The 18,508-nt window shown below is 67.5% G+C and carries 13 protein-coding genes; 2 read left to right on the forward strand and 11 right to left on the reverse strand.

What is annotated here, in order from left to right; all coding sequences use genetic code 11:
• Positions 1 to 116 precede the first annotated feature (116 nt).
• Positions 117 to 4,145: an ATP-dependent RNA helicase HrpA gene (gene hrpA / locus H162_RS0107265; RefSeq protein WP_020652795.1), complete on the forward strand. Its 4,029-nt coding sequence runs from the start codon at positions 117 to 119 to the stop codon at positions 4,143 to 4,145.
• Positions 4,146 to 4,203: 58 nt separating this feature from the next.
• Here hrpA and H162_RS32565 read toward each other — a convergent pair whose 3' ends face one another.
• The 5 genes from H162_RS32565 to H162_RS0107295 form a co-directional block, all read right to left on the reverse strand.
• Positions 4,204 to 4,986 carry a PRC-barrel domain-containing protein gene (locus H162_RS32565; RefSeq protein ID WP_026354353.1) on the reverse strand — a complete coding sequence of 261 codons (783 nt, stop codon included), beginning with the start codon at positions 4,984 to 4,986 and terminating at the stop codon, positions 4,204 to 4,206.
• 731 nt (positions 4,987 to 5,717) lie between these two features.
• Positions 5,718 to 6,593: a proteasome-type protease gene (locus tag H162_RS0107280; RefSeq protein ID WP_040786730.1), complete on the reverse strand. Its 876-nt coding sequence runs from the start codon at positions 6,591 to 6,593 to the stop codon at positions 5,718 to 5,720.
• Between the two features lie 42 nt (positions 6,594 to 6,635).
• Positions 6,636 to 7,448, reverse strand: coding sequence for a transglutaminase family protein (locus tag H162_RS0107285; RefSeq protein ID WP_020652799.1), 813 nt, complete (start codon positions 7,446 to 7,448; stop codon positions 6,636 to 6,638).
• Position 7,449: 1 nt separating this feature from the next.
• Entirely contained in the window at positions 7,450 to 8,391 is a 942-nt protein-coding gene (locus H162_RS0107290) for an alpha-E domain-containing protein (RefSeq protein ID WP_026354354.1), read from the reverse strand.
• Positions 8,391 to 9,806: a circularly permuted type 2 ATP-grasp protein gene (locus tag H162_RS0107295; protein ID WP_020652801.1), complete on the reverse strand. Its 1,416-nt coding sequence runs from the start codon at positions 9,804 to 9,806 to the stop codon at positions 8,391 to 8,393. The genes H162_RS0107290 and H162_RS0107295 overlap by 1 nt, the downstream gene beginning before the upstream one ends.
• Positions 9,807 to 10,120: 314 nt before the next feature.
• On the opposite strand from H162_RS0107295, the gene H162_RS0107300 reads away from it, so the two are divergent.
• Complete coding sequence (locus H162_RS0107300) at positions 10,121 to 10,330, forward strand: cold-shock protein (RefSeq protein WP_020652802.1); 210 nt, start codon at positions 10,121 to 10,123, stop codon at positions 10,328 to 10,330.
• A 213-nt stretch (positions 10,331 to 10,543) separates the two neighbouring features.
• Here H162_RS0107300 and H162_RS30325 read toward each other — a convergent pair whose 3' ends face one another.
• The 6 genes from H162_RS30325 to H162_RS0107330 all read right to left on the reverse strand — a co-directional run bounded on the left by H162_RS30325 (position 10,544) and on the right by H162_RS0107330 (position 18,413).
• Positions 10,544 to 11,134 (reverse strand): phasin family protein, encoded by a 591-nt coding sequence (locus H162_RS30325; protein ID WP_020652803.1) that lies wholly within the window; start codon positions 11,132 to 11,134, stop codon positions 10,544 to 10,546.
• Positions 11,135 to 11,357: 223 nt separating this feature from the next.
• Positions 11,358 to 14,186 carry an Hsp70 family protein gene (locus H162_RS0107310; RefSeq protein ID WP_020652804.1) on the reverse strand — a complete coding sequence of 943 codons (2,829 nt, stop codon included), beginning with the start codon at positions 14,184 to 14,186 and terminating at the stop codon, positions 11,358 to 11,360.
• Positions 14,183 to 16,030, reverse strand: coding sequence for an Hsp70 family protein (locus tag H162_RS0107315; RefSeq protein ID WP_020652805.1), 1,848 nt, complete (start codon positions 16,028 to 16,030; stop codon positions 14,183 to 14,185). The genes H162_RS0107310 and H162_RS0107315 overlap by 4 nt, the downstream gene beginning before the upstream one ends.
• Positions 16,027 to 16,608 carry a DUF2760 domain-containing protein gene (locus H162_RS0107320; RefSeq protein ID WP_020652806.1) on the reverse strand — a complete coding sequence of 194 codons (582 nt, stop codon included), beginning with the start codon at positions 16,606 to 16,608 and terminating at the stop codon, positions 16,027 to 16,029. Before H162_RS0107320 ends, H162_RS0107315 begins: the two co-directional genes overlap by 4 nt.
• Positions 16,609 to 16,736: 128 nt before the next feature.
• The gene (gene hepT / locus H162_RS0107325) at positions 16,737 to 17,156 is read right to left on the reverse strand and encodes a type VII toxin-antitoxin system HepT family RNase toxin (protein ID WP_020652807.1); all 420 of its coding nucleotides are present in this window, start codon (positions 17,154 to 17,156) and stop codon (positions 16,737 to 16,739) included.
• Between the two features lie 18 nt (positions 17,157 to 17,174).
• Positions 17,175 to 18,413 carry a putative Na+/H+ antiporter gene (locus H162_RS0107330; RefSeq protein ID WP_020652808.1) on the reverse strand — a complete coding sequence of 413 codons (1,239 nt, stop codon included), beginning with the start codon at positions 18,411 to 18,413 and terminating at the stop codon, positions 17,175 to 17,177.
• Positions 18,414 to 18,508: the final 95 nt, after the last annotated feature.

The raw sequence follows: 18,508 nt of genomic DNA on the forward strand, positions 1-18,508 counted from the left end.
CAATGTCTGAACAGAGTAACAAGCCTGCGCCACCGGCGGCGCGCGTCGCTGCTTCCCCAACTTCCGCATCCACTGGCGAGCCTCGGCGCCGCACGGAGGGTGAGCCGCGTGCGCCGATGACGCAGGCCCGCGAGGGCGAACCGCAGGCGAAAGGCGAGCGCCGCAGCGGCGGACCACGCGCCGCCGGCGACCGGCAGCGCGAGCGCCCGCGCAGGCAGGAACATGCGCGCGACGAAGAGCGCGCGCCGCGGGAGCGCAATCCGCTGCCGCCGATCGTCTTCCCCGAAGACCTGCCGGTCTCGGGCCGCCGCGCGGAGATCGCGAAGGCGGTCAGCGAGAACCAGGTGGTCATCGTGTCCGGCGAGACCGGCTCGGGCAAGACCACCCAGCTGCCGAAGATCTGCCTGGAGCTGGGCCGCGGCAGCAAGGGCCTGATCGGCCACACCCAGCCGCGCCGTATCGCGGCCTCGTCGACCGCCAAGCGCATCGCGCAGGAACTGGGTTCGCCGCTGGGCGAGCACGTGGGCTTCAAGGTGCGCTTCAACGACACCCTGCAGCGCGGCGCCTCGGTCAAGCTGATGACCGACGGCATCCTGCTGGCCGAGACCCAGACCGACCCGCTGCTCAGGGCCTACGACACGATCATCATCGACGAAGCGCACGAGCGCAGCCTGAACATCGACTTCCTGCTCGGCTACCTGAAGCAGCTGCTGCCGCGCCGTCCCGACCTGAAGATCATCATCACCTCGGCGACCATCGACGCCGACCGCTTCGCGCGCCACTTCGGCACGCCGGAAAAGCCGGCGCCGGTGATCGAGGTCTCGGGCCGCCTGTACAAGGTCGAAGTGCGCTACCGCCCGGTGGACCGCGATCCGGTCACGGGCGCCGGCGCGTCCAGGCCGGGCGAGCCGATGCCCAAGGCGCAGGCCGCGCGCGACAAGCGCGACCTGATGGACGCGGTGGTCGACGGTGTCGATGAACTGTGCCGCATCGGCTCGGGCGACGTGCTGGTGTTCCTGCCGGGCGAACGCGAGATCCGCGACTGCGCCGAGGCGCTGCGCAAGCACCATCCGCCGCATGTCGAGATCCTGCCGCTGTTCGCGCGCCTGTCGGTCGAGGAGCAGGACCGCGTGTTCCGCACCACGAACGCGCGCCGCATCGTGCTGGCCACCAACGTGGCCGAGACCTCGCTGACCGTGCCGGGCATCCGCTACGTGGTCGATACCGGCCTGGCGCGCGTGAAGCGCTACAGCTTCCGCAACAAGGTCGAGCAGCTCCAGATCGAACCGGTCGCGCAGTCGGCCGCCAACCAGCGCGCCGGCCGCTGCGGCCGCGTGGCCGACGGCGTCTGCATCCGCCTGTACGAGGAAGACGACTTCCTCAAGCGCCCGAAATTCAGCGATCCGGAAATCCTGCGCTCGTCGCTGGCCTCGGTCATCCTGCGCATGAAGTCGCTGCGCCTGACGGACGTGGAGAGCTTCCCGTTCATCGAGGCGCCGCAGGGCCGCGCGATCGCCGACGGCTACCAGCTGCTGCAGGAAATCGGCGCGGTGGACGACACCAACGAGCTGACCCCGCTGGGCCGCAAGCTGGCCAAGCTGCCGCTCGACCCGCGCGTGGGCCGCATGATCCTGGCCGCGCTGGACAACGACTGCCTGAGCGAGATGCTGATCGTGGCCTCGGCGCTGTCGACCCAGGACCCGCGCGACCGCCCGATCGAGTACCAGCAGCAGGCCGACGAGAAGCACAAGAAGTTCGCCGACGAGAAGTCCGAGTTCCTCAGCTACCTGAAGATCTGGAACTGGTTCGAGGACGCGATCGAGCACAAGAAGTCGAACCGGCTGCTGCAGGAGAACTGCCGCGCCAACTTCCTGTCGCAGCTGCGCCTGCGCGAGTGGCGCGACGTGCATTCGCAGCTGCTCACCATCGTGCGCGAGCAGGGCTGGCGCCTGAACGAGACCGCGGCCACCTACGACCAGCTGCACCTGGCGCTGCTCACCGGCCTGCTCGGGAACATCGGCTTCAAGGCCGAGGACGAGCAGGGCGGCGTCTACCTGGGTGCGCGCGGCATCAAGTTCCACATCTGGCCGGGTTCGACCCTGGGCAAGAAGGCGGGACGCTGGGTGATGGCGGCCGAACTGGTCGAGACCACGCGCCTGTACGCGCGCACCATCGCGCAGATCCAGCCCGAGTGGATCGAGAAGATCGGCGGCCACCTGCTGAAGAAATCCTGGGGCGAGCCGCGCTGGGAAAAGAAACAGGCGCAGGTGACGGCGCTCGAGCGCGCGACCCTGTACGGCATCGTCGTGTACAGCAACCGCCGCATCAACTACAGCCAGCACAACCCGGTCGAGGCGCGCGAGATCTTCATCCGCGACGCCCTGGTGGCGGGCGACTACGAGACCCGCGCCCCGTTCTTCGCCCACAACCACAAGCTGGTGAAGGAGATCGAGAACCTCGAGCACAAGTCGCGCCGTCTCGACGTGCTGGTGGACGAGCAGCTGATCGCCGCCTTCTACGACAAGGAAATCCCGACCAGCGTGGTGAATGGCGCCGGTTTCGAGAAGTGGTACAAGGATGCGTCGCGCGACAACCCGAAGCTGCTCTACCTGAACCGCGAAGAGCTGATGCGCCACGAGGCGGCCGGCGTCACCACCGAGCTGTTCCCGAAGACGATGACCGTCACCGGCATCGAGATGGGCCTGTCGTACCACTTCGAGCCGGGCAGCGTGCGCGATGGCGTGACGCTGGCGGTGCCGCTGTTCGCGCTGAACCAGATTCCGCAGGAGCGCGCGGGCTGGCTGGTGCCGGGCATGCTGAAGGAGAAGGTGCACCTGCTGCTGAAATCCCTGCCGCAGAAGCTGCGCCGCCATTGCGTGCCGCTGCCGGAGTATGCGGCGCGCTTCGTCGAGCGCGTCGAGGCGAAGCTGAATTTCGGCCGTGGCGACCTGGTCGACATGCTGATCGCGGACATCCGCGCCCAGACCGGCATCGCCGTGCTGACCGGCGACTTCAAGCTGGAGACCCTGCCGGCCCACCTGTCCATGAATTTCAAGGTGATCGACGAGCACGGGCGCCAGCTCGACATGGGACGCAACCTGGCGACCCTGCAGGCCGAACTGGGCGGGCAGGCGCGCCAGAGCTTCCAGAAGATGGCCGAGGTGAAGCCGGCGGCGGCGCCCGGCAAGCTGCAGCCCGCGCAGGCGCCGGCCGCAGCGGCGCCTGCCGCCAGGGGCAAGGGCGGCGCGCAGCCTGCCGCCGCGCCGGCCGCGACCGCCGCACCGGCAGCGCCGAGCGCGCATACGGGCTTGACTGGCTGGACCTTCGGCGAGCTGCCCGAGCTGCTGGAGATCACGCAAGGCAAGCTGACCCTGATCGGTTTCCCGGCCCTGGTCGACAAGGGCACGCACTGCGACCTGGAAGTGTTCGACGACCCGAACGTGGCGGCGCGCATCCACCGCATCGGCCTGCGCCGCCTGTTCGCGCTGCAGTTCAAGGACCAGCTGAAGTTCGCGGAAAAGAACATCCCTGGCCTGCAGGGGATGGGCATGCAGTTCATGAACATCGGTTCGCAGGAAGACCTGCGCGACCAGATCATCGCCAAGGCGATCGACATCGCCTGCCTGCAGGATCCGCTCCCTGTCGATGCCGCCTCGTTCAACAAGCGCAAGGATGAGGGCAAGGGCCGCATCGGCCTCCTGATCAATGAGGTTGCGCGCCTGGCGGGGCAGGTCCTGGCCGAGTACCACGGCATGCCGAAGCGCCTGCAAAGCCTGCCGCAGCCGGTGGCGGCGGACATCCAGTCGCAGTTGCAGGGACTGGTGCACAAGCGCTTCATCGCGGACAACGAGTACAGCCAGCTGTCGCACTTCCCGCGCTACCTGAAGGCGATCAACGTGCGCCTGGAGAAGCTGCGCGGCAATCCGTCGCGCGATGCGCAGCTGATGGCCGAATGGCAGAACGCGGCCAGCCAGTTCCAGCGCACGCTGAAGAACCTGGCGGGCAAGAACAATGATCCGCGCATGATCGAGTTCCGCTGGATGCTGGAAGAGTTGCGGGTGTCGCTGTTCGCGCAGGAGCTGCGCACGCCGATGCCGGTGTCGGCCAAGCGCCTGCAGAAGGTGTGGGAGTCGATGCTGCGCTAGACAGGAAAACGGGTGGCCGGGCAAGCGCCCGCACCACCCGTTTGCTTGTGACGGCTGCTTAGCCGATGTTGCTGCCCCTGATATGACTCAGGTTCTTGTCATCGCCCAGGTTGTCCGGACGTGGATCGAGGCTGCCGGCCTTCCCGTATTCGGTCGACGAACCGCCGGCGCCCGAGCCCAGCGACGAGCTTCCCGAGCCCGCTGCGGTGCCCGAACCCGCGCTGCCGCCGAGGGCGCTGCTGCCCCCGCCTGCGCCCGATCCCAGGTTGCTGCCGGCGCCGCCCACGCCCGAGCTGCCGCCCAGGTCGCTGCTGCCGGCCGAGCCGGCGCCCATGCCTGAACCCATGCCCGAGCCCATCCTCGAGCCTGTGCTCGTGCCGCTCCCGCCGCCGACCAGGCCGCCCATCGGGGCAACCGGCCCCATGCTCGGAGCGCCCGGACGATCAGGGTCGGTGCCGTAGAAGCTGTGGACACCGCTTGCCCAGCCCATGTCGCTCATGTTCGGCCATGCGTCCGCATCGAAGCCGGGAGCGGTTTGCAGGCGCTCCTTGTCGACATCCAGCACGAAGCGGTGGTTGACGGTATCGAGGTGCAAGGCCTGCCAGGGCACGGCGAACAGCTTTTCACCCATGCCGAGGAAGCCGCCGAAAGACAGCACGGCATAGGCCACCTGGCCGGTCTGCATGTCGAGCATGATTTCCTTGATGTCGCCGAGATCTTCCTCTGCGGCATTAACGACGCCATCGCCGATCAGCGTGTTGGCGCCCATCAGTGCGGGGCCGGGACCTGCATGTCGGGAGTCTTTGTACATCCCATATTTGTCACGATCTGCGTAGCTCATGGCATCCTCCTGTTCGGTTGATTTGCCACCGCAACGCAACAAACCACCTTGATAAGGCAGCCTGCAACATTGCTGTAACAATGATATGGCTCAATCGAAGTAAGGGGCGCGCGTTAGTAATGGATCAGATGTTGCGCTATGCGAGGTAGCGCACAGAACTGAACAACAAGCGTGTCTATTGTGATAAGAAACTTCGGAGACCATAAAAATGACGATCACTTCGCGTTGCAACTATGGCGGGACGCTGGGCAAACTGATCCGTACCCGTTCCCTGTCCACCCTGTTTGCGCGCCTGCGCTGGCTGCATAGCCGCTGACCGGCGCTCCGGGTTCGCCGAACCCGGGCCCTTCTCCGTTCAGGAGGCGCCGCTGCCACTGCCACACCATGGACGTGGCCGGCGGTATGGCGCGCCTCGTCCGACGCCAGCGTGACCAGGGCTGCCGCCAGTTCGGCCGGCCGGGACGCTTCATTGGCGACGATTCTCCGACACTCCCCAGTTTTCCCTGCCTCTGGCCGCCCGACACCTGCAGCGGCGTCCACACCGAACCCGGCGCCTGCGATCTGGAACGATCGGATGCCGCTCTTGTCCAATTGACGAGCTCCAGCTGTTGGATGCCCCTTGTTCATGCATCGCGCTGATCTGTACGAGCGGCCTCTGCGCACCGGCGACTGGGCCGGTCAGGGCGAGTGAAGGCTTGCGAGGCGCCGTCAACGCACGAGCGCCGCTGGCACTAAGGCTGGGAGCCGGGTGCCTGCCCCTCGGCCAGCGACTGCAGCGGCGCCGCTGGCGCGGTCGCCGCCAATCCCGGCGGCAGCGCAACCCGCACCGGCCGGCCGCTCGCGCCGGCCGAGGACAGCACATTCTCCTTCTGCTCCGGCGCGGCATTCCATACCGGCGCGGCGATGCCTTCGAAGACGGCTTTCAATTGCTGGCCCCAGCTGCTGCGCAATTGCTGGAAGTACTGGTTCTGTTCGTCGATCGAGACGAAGCGCGTGACGGCCAGGCTGTCCTTCTCATAGACCAGCAGGTCGAGCGGCAGGCCGACCGAAATATTCGAACGCAAGGTCGAGTCCATCGAGATCAGCGCGCACTTGGCGGCATCGTCGAGCGAGGTGTGCGGCGAGATGACGCGGTCGATGATCGGCTTGCCGTACTTGTCTTCGCCGATCTGGAAATACGGGTTTTCGTCGTGCGACTCGATGAAATTGCCGGCCGAGTACACGTAGAACAGGCGGCAGCGCTCGCCCGCGATCTGCCCGCCGAAGATCATGCTGATATTGAAGTCGACGCCGTGCTCGGCGAGCCTGGCGCCTTCCTGCTTGTGCACCGTGCGCACGGCTTCGCCGACGATGCGCGCCGCCTCGTACAGGTTCGGCGCGGTCCAGATGGTCGTGCCGTCGACGCCGGCGTGGCTGGCGATGATCTGGCGGACGGCCTGCGAGATCGACAGGTTACCCGCGGTCATCAGCACCATCATGCGCTCGCCCGGCTGCTCGAACACGCTCAGCTTGCGGAAGGTGCCGACCTGGTCGACCCCGGCGTTGGTGCGTGAATCTGCCAGGAATACCAGTCCCGCATCCAGGCGCATGCCTACACAATATGTCATTGCATGTTTACTCGGTGATCAGGTCCGTTCCATTCTACATGGCTACTGGACGGGCACGATCAGGGCTTCGACGCTCATGGTTTCGCCGCCGCCGCCGCGGCGCATGCCGCGTACCGGCGCCGCCGATTCATAGTCGCGTCCGATTGCTAGTCGGCAATAAGACTGGGTCATCAGCCGGTTGTGGGTGACGTCGATGCTGATCCAGCCCGAGAAATCCTCGTCCTCGACCCAGGCGTCGACCCAGGCATGGCTGGCCGCATGCCCGGTCGATTCCGGATCGATATAGCCCGAGACATAGCGTGCCGGAACGCCGCGCGCGTGGCAGCAGGCCAGGAAGATGTGGGCATGGTCCTGGCAGACGCCGGCTCCCAGGATCATGGCGTCGCCCGCCGTGCTGAACACATCGGTCGCACCACTGCGATACGTGACCGCACCGTGGATGTGCGAAGCCAGTTTCATCAGGTCGGCGGTGCCGATCCGGGCGCCGGGCGGCGGCAGGCAATGCCCGGCGACGTCGGCCAGCATCGGCGTCGGCTGGGTCAGGTGGGTCGGCACCGTGAAGATCAGCGGCGACAGGCTGTCGGCGCCCTGCAGGCGGCCTCCATGCAGCGCGGTGGTCGCCACCACGCCTTCGACCAGGATGCGCACCGCGTCGTGCGCTTCGTTGACCGTCAGCATGTGCGAGAAATTGCCATACGCATCCGTATAGGAGGAACAATGACCTGGCGTCGAGATCTTCCAGGACAGGACATGCTGCTGCGCTTCGCCGCGCGGTGTCAGGTGCAATTGCTCGATGCTATAGGCCTGGGCCTGGGTGTAGCGGTACAGGGTTTCGTGGCGGATGGACAGGTGCATGTCAGGCTCCCAGGGGCACGAGGAAATCGCGGCTGATGCCGTTGCCGAGCGCGTAGATGTTTTCCATGAAGGCGCCCAGGGTATCGTCGATGCCGGCGGCGAGGATGTCTTCGATGCGCGCGAACTGCAGCTCCGCGTGCATCTTGCCGGCCAGCCGCTCGGTCTCGCTGGAGACATCGTTGCGCACCGCCTTCAGGTTGGCCACGACCTGGGCCATGCAGGCCAGCAGCGAGCGCGGCATGTCGGCGCGCAGCATCAGCAATTCGGCCACCCGCGAGGGCGTGACCGAATCGCGGTACACCTTGCGGTAGGTCTCGAAGCCCGCCACCGAGCGCAGCAGGGCGGACCAGTAATAGAATTCGCGCTGGGTGAGCATGTCGTGGGTGGCGCTGCTCTTGGCGCCGTGGTACTTCACGTCGAGCAGGCGCGCGGTGTTGTCGGCCCGTTCGAGGAAGGTGCCGAGGCGGATGAAGACCAGGGCCTCGTCGTCCAGCATGGTGCCGACGGTGACGCCGCGCGACAGGTGGCAGCGGTGCTTGACCCAGTCGAAGAAGGCGCTCGGGTCGCCGTCCACGGCGGCGCGCTCGCGCAATTCGATCCAGGTCGCGTTCTGGGTTTCCCATACCTCGGTGGTCAGGACCCCGCGCACGGCGCGGGCGTTCTCGCGCGCCGCCGTCAGGCAGGACACGATCGAGGACGGGTTGCCCGGATCGGTGGCCATGAAGGCCAGCACGTTCTTCGCATCGAGGACGGCGTGGCGGGCGTCGAAGGCGGCGCGCAATTCCGAGATGCCGAGCATGGCGCGCCAGGCCTGCCCGGTATCGAAGGCCGACTGCGGCAGCATCGAGGTCTGCACCGCCACATCGAGCATGCGCGCGGTATTCTCGGCGCGCTCGGTATAGCGCGCCATCCAGTACAAGTGGTCTGCGGTCCGGCTGAGCATCATTCCTCCAGTATCCAGGTGTCCTTGGTGCCGCCGCCCTGCGACGAGTTCACCACCAGCGAGCCTTCCTGCAGCGCCACCCGGGTCAGCCCGCCGGGCACCATCGAGATGGTCTTGCCCGACAGGACGAAGGGACGCAGGTCGATGTGGCGCGGCGCGATGCCGCTCTCGACATGGGTCGGGCAGGCCGACAGGGCCAGGGTCGGCTGGGCGATGTAGCCGTCCGGCCGGGCGATGAGGCGGCGGCGGAAGTCCTCGATCTGCTGCCTGCTGGCGGCCGGGCCGATCAGCATGCCGTAGCCGCCGGCGCCGTGCACTTCCTTGACCACCAGCTGGTCGAGGTGCGCCAGGGTGTACTTCAGGTCTTCCGGCTTGCGGCATTGCCAGGTCGGCACGTTGTTCAGCAGCGGCTCCTCTGTCAGGTAGAAGCGGATCATGTCCGGCACGTAGGGATAGATCGACTTGTCGTCGGCGACGCCGGTGCCGATCGCGTTCGCCAGGGTCACGCGGCCGGCGCGGTACACCGACAGCAGGCCGGGCACGCCCAGGGTGGAATCGGAACGGAAGGCCAGCGGATCGAGGAAGTCGTCGTCCAGGCGCCGGTAGATCACGTCGACGCGGCGCGGCCCGCGGATGGTGCGCATGTAGACCGCGTTGGCGTTGACGAACAAGTCCTTGCCCTCGACCAGTTCGACGCCCATCTGCTGGGCCAGGAAGGCGTGCTCGAAGTAGGCCGAGTTATGCATCCCCGGCGTCATGACCACGATGGTCGGGTCCAGGACGCCGGCCGGCGCCACCGAGCGCAGGTTCTCGAGCAGCATGTCGGGGTAGTGCTCGACCGGCGCGATGCGGTGGCGCGCGAACAGTTCCGGGAACAGGCGCATCATCATCTTGCGGTCTTCCAGCATGTAGGAGACGCCGGACGGCACGCGCAGGTTGTCCTCGAGGACGTAGAACTCGCCCGCGCCGGCGCGGACGATGTCGACGCCGGCGATGTGGGCGTAGATATCCGAAGCCACGCTGATGCCCTGCATCTCGGGGCGGTACTGGGCGTTCTGGTAGATCTGCTGGGCCGGGATGATGCCGGCGTTGATGATGTTCTGGTCGTGGTAGATGTCGTGCACGAACATGTTGAGCGCCTTGACGCGCTGGGCCAGGCCGGCCTGCAGCGCGCTCCATTCGTGCGCCGGGATGATGCGCGGGATCGTATCGAAGGGAATCAGGCGCTCGGTGCCGGCGCCGTCGCCAACCACTGCGAAGGTGATGCCGACGCGGCGGAAGGTCAGGTCCGCCTCGGCGCGCTTGCGTTCGATGCGCTCCAGCGATTGCAGCTTGAGCCAGGTGTCGAATTCGCGGTAGTGGTCGCGTACCAGGCCGTCCGCGCCATCCGTCATCTCGTTGAAAAAATCCCGCATGTTCTTGTCCCTGAGTGTCGACACTCTTGGTATATCAAGAATCGTGCCCGAAAAACACCGGGGAAATGCACCGTCCTGGTGCGTGAAGATGGGGAAAGAGAAAAAGACAGCCGGGAAAAAAATAGACCGAAATGATTAGGTGAATCGGGGGAAGTGCTGTATCTTTTGTCTGGCACTACATCAAGTCGTTGTTACTGTTGGTCTTTCTCTCCCGTCTCGCCTTTCGGCGGTCCTGTTTGATTTCCTCCGTTATACCCCCTCTTGGTCGATGTGCATATCGGGCGTCTTGCCCATGCAAATCTAAAGGACTAAAAATGACTACTCAAACCGGCACCGTGAAATGGTTCAATGACTCCAAGGGCTTCGGCTTCATTACGCCTGACGCGGGCGGTGGCGACCTGTTCGCCCATTTCCAGGATATTCAATCGGAAGGCTTCAAGAGCCTGTCCGAAAACCAGCGCGTCGAATTCGTTCGCTCGACTGGTCCCAAAGGCGACAAAGCCGGCAATATCCGCGTGATTTAATCAGCCAGCCTGGTTAGCGGCCCGCACCATGCAGATAGCATGGGCGCCGCCGCAGCGCTGAAAAGCCCGCCTTCCGGCCAATGCCAGTCAGTTGAGGCATTGCGCTCCGGGGGCTTGGGATAAAACGGATTCACGTGCAACGTGAATCCGTTTTTCATTATGGCTCTCCAAATGACCCGGACCATGCAGAAGCCCTGCGACAGGCCGGGACGCTCATGTCTTCGATGGCGTCTTCCGGTTGCTTCCCGCTACATTGGCAAAGTGCGCGAAGACGCTCTCGCTCGCGCCTTCGCCGGTACTTTGCGGACTGGCCTTGGCTTGAGCACTATCGTTGTCGCCTTGCGTGCCCTCCTGCAGGAACGGGTCGCGAACGTTCTTCAGGGCTTCTTCTTGCTGGCGCACAGTGCGGTCGGTTTGTTCCGCAGCGACACGCGTCACCTCGTCTGCCAAGGCATGTGCGGTACGGGAAGTTTGCGGTACATACTGCTGGGTGACACGCGCCATTTCGGCCTGCGCATCGGTTGTAAGGCGGGAGAGCTGCTGCTGGTAGGCGCGCAGTTTGTCCGATGCCGGTTGGGCATGGGATGCGACGGCCCGAAACGCTTCGCCAGCGTCCCTGGTCGTCAGCATGCGCTGGATGGCGGTCATGGTTTCCTCGAGCATGCTCTGGCAGAGCTTGAGATTGGCTTCGCACAGGCTTTGGAAACAACCCGACAGCGACTTTGACAGGTCGTTGAAGAATGCGACCTGGGAGTCGAGATGGGAGCGGACAGCAGGATTGACGGATTGGGAAAATGGGAACATGGCGTACCTTTTCGGTTTGAGCCGCACAAAATGCGATCACGTGAGGAATGACTTGCGGAGGCGCCTGGCGGACCAGGGAAGGAAGCAGCAGCGTGCTGCTCGCGCAGGATCAAGAAGGATCGTGCGAACAACTAGGACTATGCGCCTCTTTGTGGTGAGCACGGGACAAACCGCAAATGTATTTGCGCGCGTTAAATTCCGGCAATGTGCGGAACAGCCGGCGTCAGCGCAGCAGCTTCAGTCCGGGCGGCAGCGCATCGCCCAGCATCCGGGTCTCGCTGGCCTGGTCCAGTTCGACGACCTCGCGCACCATGTCGGCCCACGCGGCCGGGGCGCCGCTGGACGCCAGGCGCCGCAGCACCTCCTCGCGCACCGTCTCGCCGATGTCGCGCGAACGGTCGCCCGTCATGCGCGCGATGTGCGCGGCCGCGAAGCCCGCCGGTTCGACCTTGCGCCAGTCCAGTTGCAGCAGCCTGTTCAACCATTCCTCGGCCACTTCCAGCGGCGCCACCTCGTGCGCGCTGGACTGGAACGACTGGCGCGCACCCACACGCCCCAGCGCCCACAGGTAGCGGCCATAGCGTGCAGTCGTCCTGGCATCGAGCTTGGCCGCGGCGGGAATCGCCATGATCTGCGCCAGCATCCATTCGCCGATTTCCGCCTTGTAGGCGGCCGGGATGCGTTCCAGCGAGGCGCCCACGCGCAGCATGTCGTCCTCGCTGCCGTCGACCAGGGTCACCGGCCGCCGCCCGCGCTCGGATTCGTCGGCCTGCAGGTTGAACGCGAAGTCGTCCAGCACGCGCAGCTGCGCCTCCGTCGACAGGCCACCGGCCACGCGCCGCCATAGCGTCCACCATTCGGCGCGCACCTGGCTGTCCTTGTGGTACTGGACGCCGGTTTCGAACATCTCCCACAGCTGCTCCATGCGCCATTCGTCGAGCGGATGGCCGAAGCCGGGGCGCAGGCAGTAGCCGGCCAGGTTCAGCCAGGCGCGCTCGTGCTCGGCCGAGCGGCGCCGGCCCTTGGCGCGCGCCATCAGGGCGTCGAACAGGTGGCGCAGCAGCGGCGTGTCCCAGCGCTCGCGCGCGCCGAGCAGGTGTTCGAGGCCGGCGCGCAGCTGGCGCACTTCCTTCACGTCGACCTGCTTCGAGCGCGCGCCGAACACGCGCTCGATCTTCTCGATCGCCCCGTCGAGCTGGGGCGGAAGCACCTCGGCGGCAGGCGTGTCGCCGCCGTCTTCCTCTTCGGCCCCGCGCAGCTGGAAGGCGAGCTGCCAGCGCTGGCCGCTGCCATCCTCGGCGACGCAGTGCACGTCGAGCGAACCGACTTCACTGAGCGCCGTCACCAGCTGCACCGGGATCTCGGCGCGGGCGCTGGAGCCGGGCGCCGCGCGCAGTACGGTGGAAATCGCCGGCAGGCGCACCACGTCGGAAGGGGAGAGATCGACCAGTTCGCCGGCCTGCGGCGCGACCGCATCGGCGACCGTGGACACGAGGTGGAAGCGCACCGGGCGTCCCACCCGCAAGCCGAAGCTGCGCCCGGCCAGCGCCACTTCAAGGGCGGCCGGCGTCCCGCGCGGCAGCAGGCAGACGGCGCGCAGCATGTCGCCGCGCGCCTCGCCGTCGAGCAGCAGGTAGTAGCTGCGCGCCGCGCCGCTTTCGATGGACGGCGCCAGGCCCTGGCGCGCCAGCGAATAGGCGACGCCGCCGCGCGCCACGGCGACATCCGGATTCTCGTTGTGCAGCACGCGCAGCGGCGCGCCGCGCCAGCCGGCCAGGGTGTCGGCCAGCCGCTGCGCCAGCGCCGCGCCGCGGAACACGCCGCCATTGAGCAGCAGCGTATCGGGCACCGGCAGGGTGCCGTCGTCCGGCAGTCCCAGCGCCGCGCGCGCGGCATCCGCATGCTGGCGCAGGAAGCCCGCCAGGTGATGCGTGACGGCCGGATCGCTGGCGTAGGGCAGGCCGAATTCGACGATGCCGGCGCGCGCCCGCTTGGCTTCTTCCTGCGCCGGATTGAGCGGGAAGAAGCCGTCGAGCACGACGCGCTCGACGTCCGCGCGGCGCAGTTCGGCCTTGCGGCTGGCGCCGATCAGGCGCGAACCGGCGCCGAGCAGGGTGACGCCGACCTGCTCCGGGGCATCCGGGGCCAGCAGCTGTTCCTTGGCCGCGCGGCAGCGTTCGGTGAGCTGGGCCAGGCGCGCCGCCGACAGCCGCGTGCGCGGGCTGCCGGGCGGATCCTGCTCGGCCATGCGGGCCTCGAGCAGGTGGGCCAGCGCCAGGTCCATGTTGTCGCCGCCCAGGATCAAATGGTTGCCGACGCCGATGCGGGTCAGGCGCGGCTCGCCGTCCTCCAGTTCGACCTTGACCAGGCTGAAATCGGTGGTGCCGCCGCCGACGTCGGCGACCAGCACCAGGCGCGCGTCGCCAAGGTCGGCGGCGAGGGTGGCGTGGTGGCGGTACAGCCAGTCGTACAGTGCGGCCTGCGGTTCCTCCAGCAGGCGCACCGAGCCCAGGCCGGCCTGCTTCGCCGCTTCCAATGTGAGCGCGCGTGCGCCTTCGTCGAAGGAGGCGGGAACGGTGAGGACGATCTGCTGTCGTTCGAGGGGATGCCTGGGGAAGCGCGCGTTCCATGCCGCGCGCAGGTGCGCCAGGTAGCTGGCGCTGGCGGCCACCGGCGAGACCTTCGGCACCTCGGCCTCGGCGCCCCACGGCAGGATGGGCGCCATGCGGTCGACGCCCGGATGCGACAGCCAGCTCTTGGCGCTGGCGACCAGCCGGCCCGGCGTGGCCGCGCCCAGCACCCGCGCCAGCCGTCCGAGGGCCACGCGCTCGACCCCGGCGGGGTCGATCTGCGCCCACGGCAGCTGCAGCTCGCCGGGCGCGAGTTCGTCCGGCGCCACGTGGTAGCGCATCGACGGCAGCAGCGGCGCGCCGGCTACCTCGCCGGGCGCGACCAGCTGGTCGATGGAGAACAGCTCGATGCCGCCCTTGCCGGCGGCCCAGGCCAGCACCGTGTTGGTGGTGCCGAGGTCGATGCCGACGAGGTAGGTCACTGCCCTTCAGGCGCTGCGCGCACGTCGAATTCGACCTTCCAGCGTTCGCCGCTGCGCGACACGGCGGCCAGTTCCAGGGTGCCGGTGTCGGTCGCCAGCGCATGCAGCGTCACCTGCACGACGTCGCCGGTGACGCGGCCTTCGGCCGGCAAGGTGGCCTGGATCTCGTTCAGTTCCTGCAGCTCTTCTGGGCCCCAGGATTCGAGCATCTCGCCGATGCGGTCCTGGCGCCGGGTGGTCGAGCCGAAGAAGCGGAAGTGCACCGGCTCGCCCACCACCAGGCCGAATTCCTGGCCCGGCAGTTCGAGTTCGCTGCCTTCTTCCATGCCGAACGGCGCCACGCACAGCGCCTGGAGCGGCGGTTCCATGCCCGGGATCGCCGGCATCGACGATTCCACGCCGACGTAGTAGGAGCGGGCCGTGCCGCCGCGGATGCGCACGCCGCCGCCGCGCCGGGCGTAGCTGTAGTAGGCGGCGCCGCGCGCGACCGCGAGGTCGAGGTCCGCGCCTTCCAGCATGCGCGCCGGTTCCGCGCCTTCCATGTACAGCCAGTCGTTGATGGTGTCCATCACGCGCTGGGCCAGGATGCTCGACTTGAACACGCCGCCGTTGAACAGCACCGCGCTCGGGTGCAGGAAGCTGTGCTCCGGATTGACGCGGCCGCTGAAGCCTTCCAGTTCGGAGGTGGCGCCGGCCTGGCGCGCCAGGAAGGCCGCCAGGTGGCGGGTGATCGCCGCGTCCTGCGCATACGGCAGGCCGAGCTGGGTCAGGCCGGCGCGCGCGCGGGTGGCAGGACGCGCCGCGGCTTCGACGCGCGGGAAGAAGCCGTCGGTGATGAAGGCGGTGACTTCCTCGCGCGTGAGTTCGGTGCGGATCGAGCCGCCGATCAGCTTCGAGCCGCGGCTCGGCACCACGATCGGCCAGGTGGTGGCTTCCGGATCGGCCAGCAGGTGTTCCTTGGCGCCGCGGCAGCCGTAGGTGAGGGAGCGCATCTGCCAGGCGTCGAGCTGGGTGCCGTTCGCGGCCAGCTTGCGCGCCACGAAGTGGGCCAGCGCCAGGTCCATGTTGTCGCCGCCCAGCAGGATATGGTCGCCCACGGCGACGCGGTGCGGTTCCAGCTTGCCGTCGCGCTCGAGGATGGCGATCAGCGAGAAGTCGCTGGTGCCGCCGCCGACGTCCACCACCAGGATGATGTCGCCCGGCTGCACCTGCTTGCGCCAGCGGCCGCCGCTGCCCTGGATCCAGCTGTACAGGGCCGCCTGCGGCTCTTCCAGCAGGGTGGGCGCGAAGCCGGCGTGGCGCGCCGCCTCGGCGGTCAGTTCGCGTGCGGCGGGGTCGAACGATGCGGGGATGGTGACGGTGACCGACTGCTGCTCGAACGGCGCGTCCGGATGGGCGGCGTTCCAGGCCTGGCGCAGGTGGCTCAGGTAGCGGGTGGACGCCTCGAGCGGCGAGACGCGCGTGACTTCTTCCGGCGCGTCGTGCGGCAGGATCGCGGCGCGGCGGTCGACGCCGGGGTGGCACAGCCAGCTCTTGGCCGAGGACACCAGGCGGATCGGGGTGGTGGCGCCGCGGCTGCGCGCCATCTCGCCGGCGATCGCGGTCTCGCCTTCCGTGCTCCAGGGCAGGGCCAGTTCGGCCTGCGGCAGTTCGTCCGGGTGCGGCAGGTAGAGGAAGGACGGCAGCAGCGGCAGCGCTTCGACGGTGCCGGGAGCGGTCAGCTGCGGCACCGGCAGCACGCCGTCCGCGGTCTTCTCGCCATCGCTGGCCTGCAGGTCGACATACGAGATGGCGCTGTGGGTGGTGCCGAGGTCGATGCCGATGGCGTAACGGGGATCGCTCACAGTTCCACCTCCGCCGGCGCCAGCACGCGCGCGTCATGGGCTTCGGCCAGCTGCGGCAGCGTCACTGTGGAAGCGCGCCAGCCGCGGTGGCTGAGCGTGCCGGTGAACGGCGCCTTGCCGACCACGTTGCCGGTCAGGCGCACGCTGGCGGCGTCGAAGCCTTCGGCGAGCGTGAGGCGGCTGCCTTCGGCTTCGCCGCGCACCGGCTCGATCGTGAAGTGCTCGCGCAGCACGCGCGCGCAGCCTTCGTGCACGACGCGCGCGGCGGCGCCGATGTCGGCGTCCGAGTAGGCGGACAGGTTCTCCTGGGTGAAGTCGATCAGGCGCGCTTCACGCTGGAAAAGGCTCAGCAGTTGCAGCGCGGAGTCCGGCGTCGGGGCGCGCAGCGGCGTGGGGGCCGGGGCTGGCGTCGGCGCTGGAGCTGGCGCAACAGGGGCGGGAGCCGGCGCGGCGGTCGGGCCGACGCCGTCGTCACGCACGCGCGCGGCGAACTCGGCGTCGCCGATCGACTTGAAGAAGGCGCCGAAGGCAATCGAAATCCTGCTCCAGAAGGAGGGCAAATTGGTCGGTGTGGTCATGTTTTTTTTAAGTGGGTGCGAGAGCGGTCGCCGGGCGCCGTAGGACAGGCTCGGGAATCGACCCCGGAAAATTGCGAATCATACCAGTAGTATGCCGCTCCCGCTGTGGTCGCGGCGGGCGGCAAGCTTCAGCCGGTCGTGCGTGCGCCGCTCATCAGGGCGGTCGCGTAATCGCGAAAGTCGTCCAGGCCGCGCTTGATGATCGTCACCAGCGCCGGCAGCGGCGCCTGCTGGTAATCCCATTCGGCGCGGCAGAACTCGCCGGTGCGCTTGAGATCCTCGGCCAGGGTGGGAGCGATCCAGCCATTGTCGGCGAGCAGGGTGATGACTTCGCGCTCGTCGTGCGGCAGGCCGAGGCGGGCGGAACCGATCACGTAGTCGCCCATCTCGATCGCCGCTTCCCAGGCGCGGATCACGTTCAGGGTGGCCGCGTCCTGGCGGGTGAGGTCTTCGGAAAAGGTCGCCGGATCCTTCTCGTATTCCTCGCGGGCGCGGCTGCAGCAGCGCTCGATGGTGCCGGCCTTGCTGACAAGAATGTCGTCTTCCATGCGTCCCCCGTGTTGGTATCAGATCAGGAAAAACACCACTGCCGTACAGGTGGGTGCGAGCGCGCCCAGGAACAAGCCTACCATGCCGATCGACCCATGGTTGAAGCCCTGGCGCAGCAGGGCCGCGCCGGCCGGGTTGGGGGCGTTCGCGATCACCGTCAGGCCGCCGCCGCCGACCGCGCCGGCCACCAGCATGTACTTGGCCTCGTCGGACAGCCCGCTGATCAGGGAGCCGAGGTAGGTCAATGCCGCATTGTCGGTGATCGCGGTCAGGGCCAGCGCGCCGAAGAACAGCGCGGTCGGCTCCAGGCTGGAGACGATCGGCTGGAGCCACCACTGCTGCATGCCGCCCAGCACCACCAGGCCGGCGAGGAAGAAGCCCACCAGCAGGGCTTCCTTCAGGATCAGTGGATCCTGGTGGCGATGATAGGCCTGGGTGAAGCCGAGGAACAGCAGGAACAGGCCGATGAACAGCACCGGGTGGTGGGCCAGCAGCACCACGGCGGCCAGGAAGGCAAGGTGGATCAGCGAGACCGCCAGCGGCGCCGAGGGCGCGCCGGCGGTGTCGTGCGGCGCCAGGTGGCGGCGCAGCAGCAGGGTGACGACGGTGGCGTTGACGAGCACCGCGAGCGCGGCGCGCCAGCCGAAGGTGGCGGCCATGAAGGCGCTGTCCCAGCCCCAGGGACCGGCCACCATCAGCACCGGCGGCGCGGCGTACGAGGTCAGGGTGCCGCCGATCGATACGTTGACGAACAGCACGCCGAGCGCGCCGTACTTGAGCCATTCGGGCATGCCGGGACGGAATACGTAGGGCGCCAGCATCAGGGCAGCCAGGGTCATCGCGGCCGGTTCGGTGATCAGGGAGCCGGCCAGCGGCACCAGGGCCAGGCCGAGCCAGCACAACGCCGCCTCGGTGCGCGCCGGCGCCAGCCGGGCAAGCAGGCCCAGCAGATTGCGCACGGCGTCCAGCACCGGGCGCGAGGCGGCGATCACCATCACCACGAACACGAACAGCGGCTCGGTGTACTGGCGCGACTCGACATAGCCGATCGCGGCCGCGCCGCCGCCCAGCAGGGCCATGGCGAGCACCAGCACGAAGGCCCAGAAGCCGAACACGACCTCGACTTCGCCCAGCAGGTGGAGCAGGCCGGCATGGCGCGGGTAACGGTGGGCCAGGACCTCGAAGGCCTTGGTGGAAAAGGTGTGGATCAGGGCGAGGGCGAACAGGACGGCGCTGATGATGTCGATGGGGTTCATCGGGCCCCTCCGCAGGGGCGAATCGAGCTTGCAAGCATTGTGAAAATGTAAATTTATCAGCCTACATTATTTCATCTTTTGCTAGCCGGCTGGAA

It is taken from the genome of Massilia niastensis DSM 21313, from assembly GCF_000382345.1.
In the GTDB taxonomy this organism is placed as follows: domain Bacteria; phylum Pseudomonadota; class Gammaproteobacteria; order Burkholderiales; family Burkholderiaceae_D; genus Telluria; species Telluria niastensis.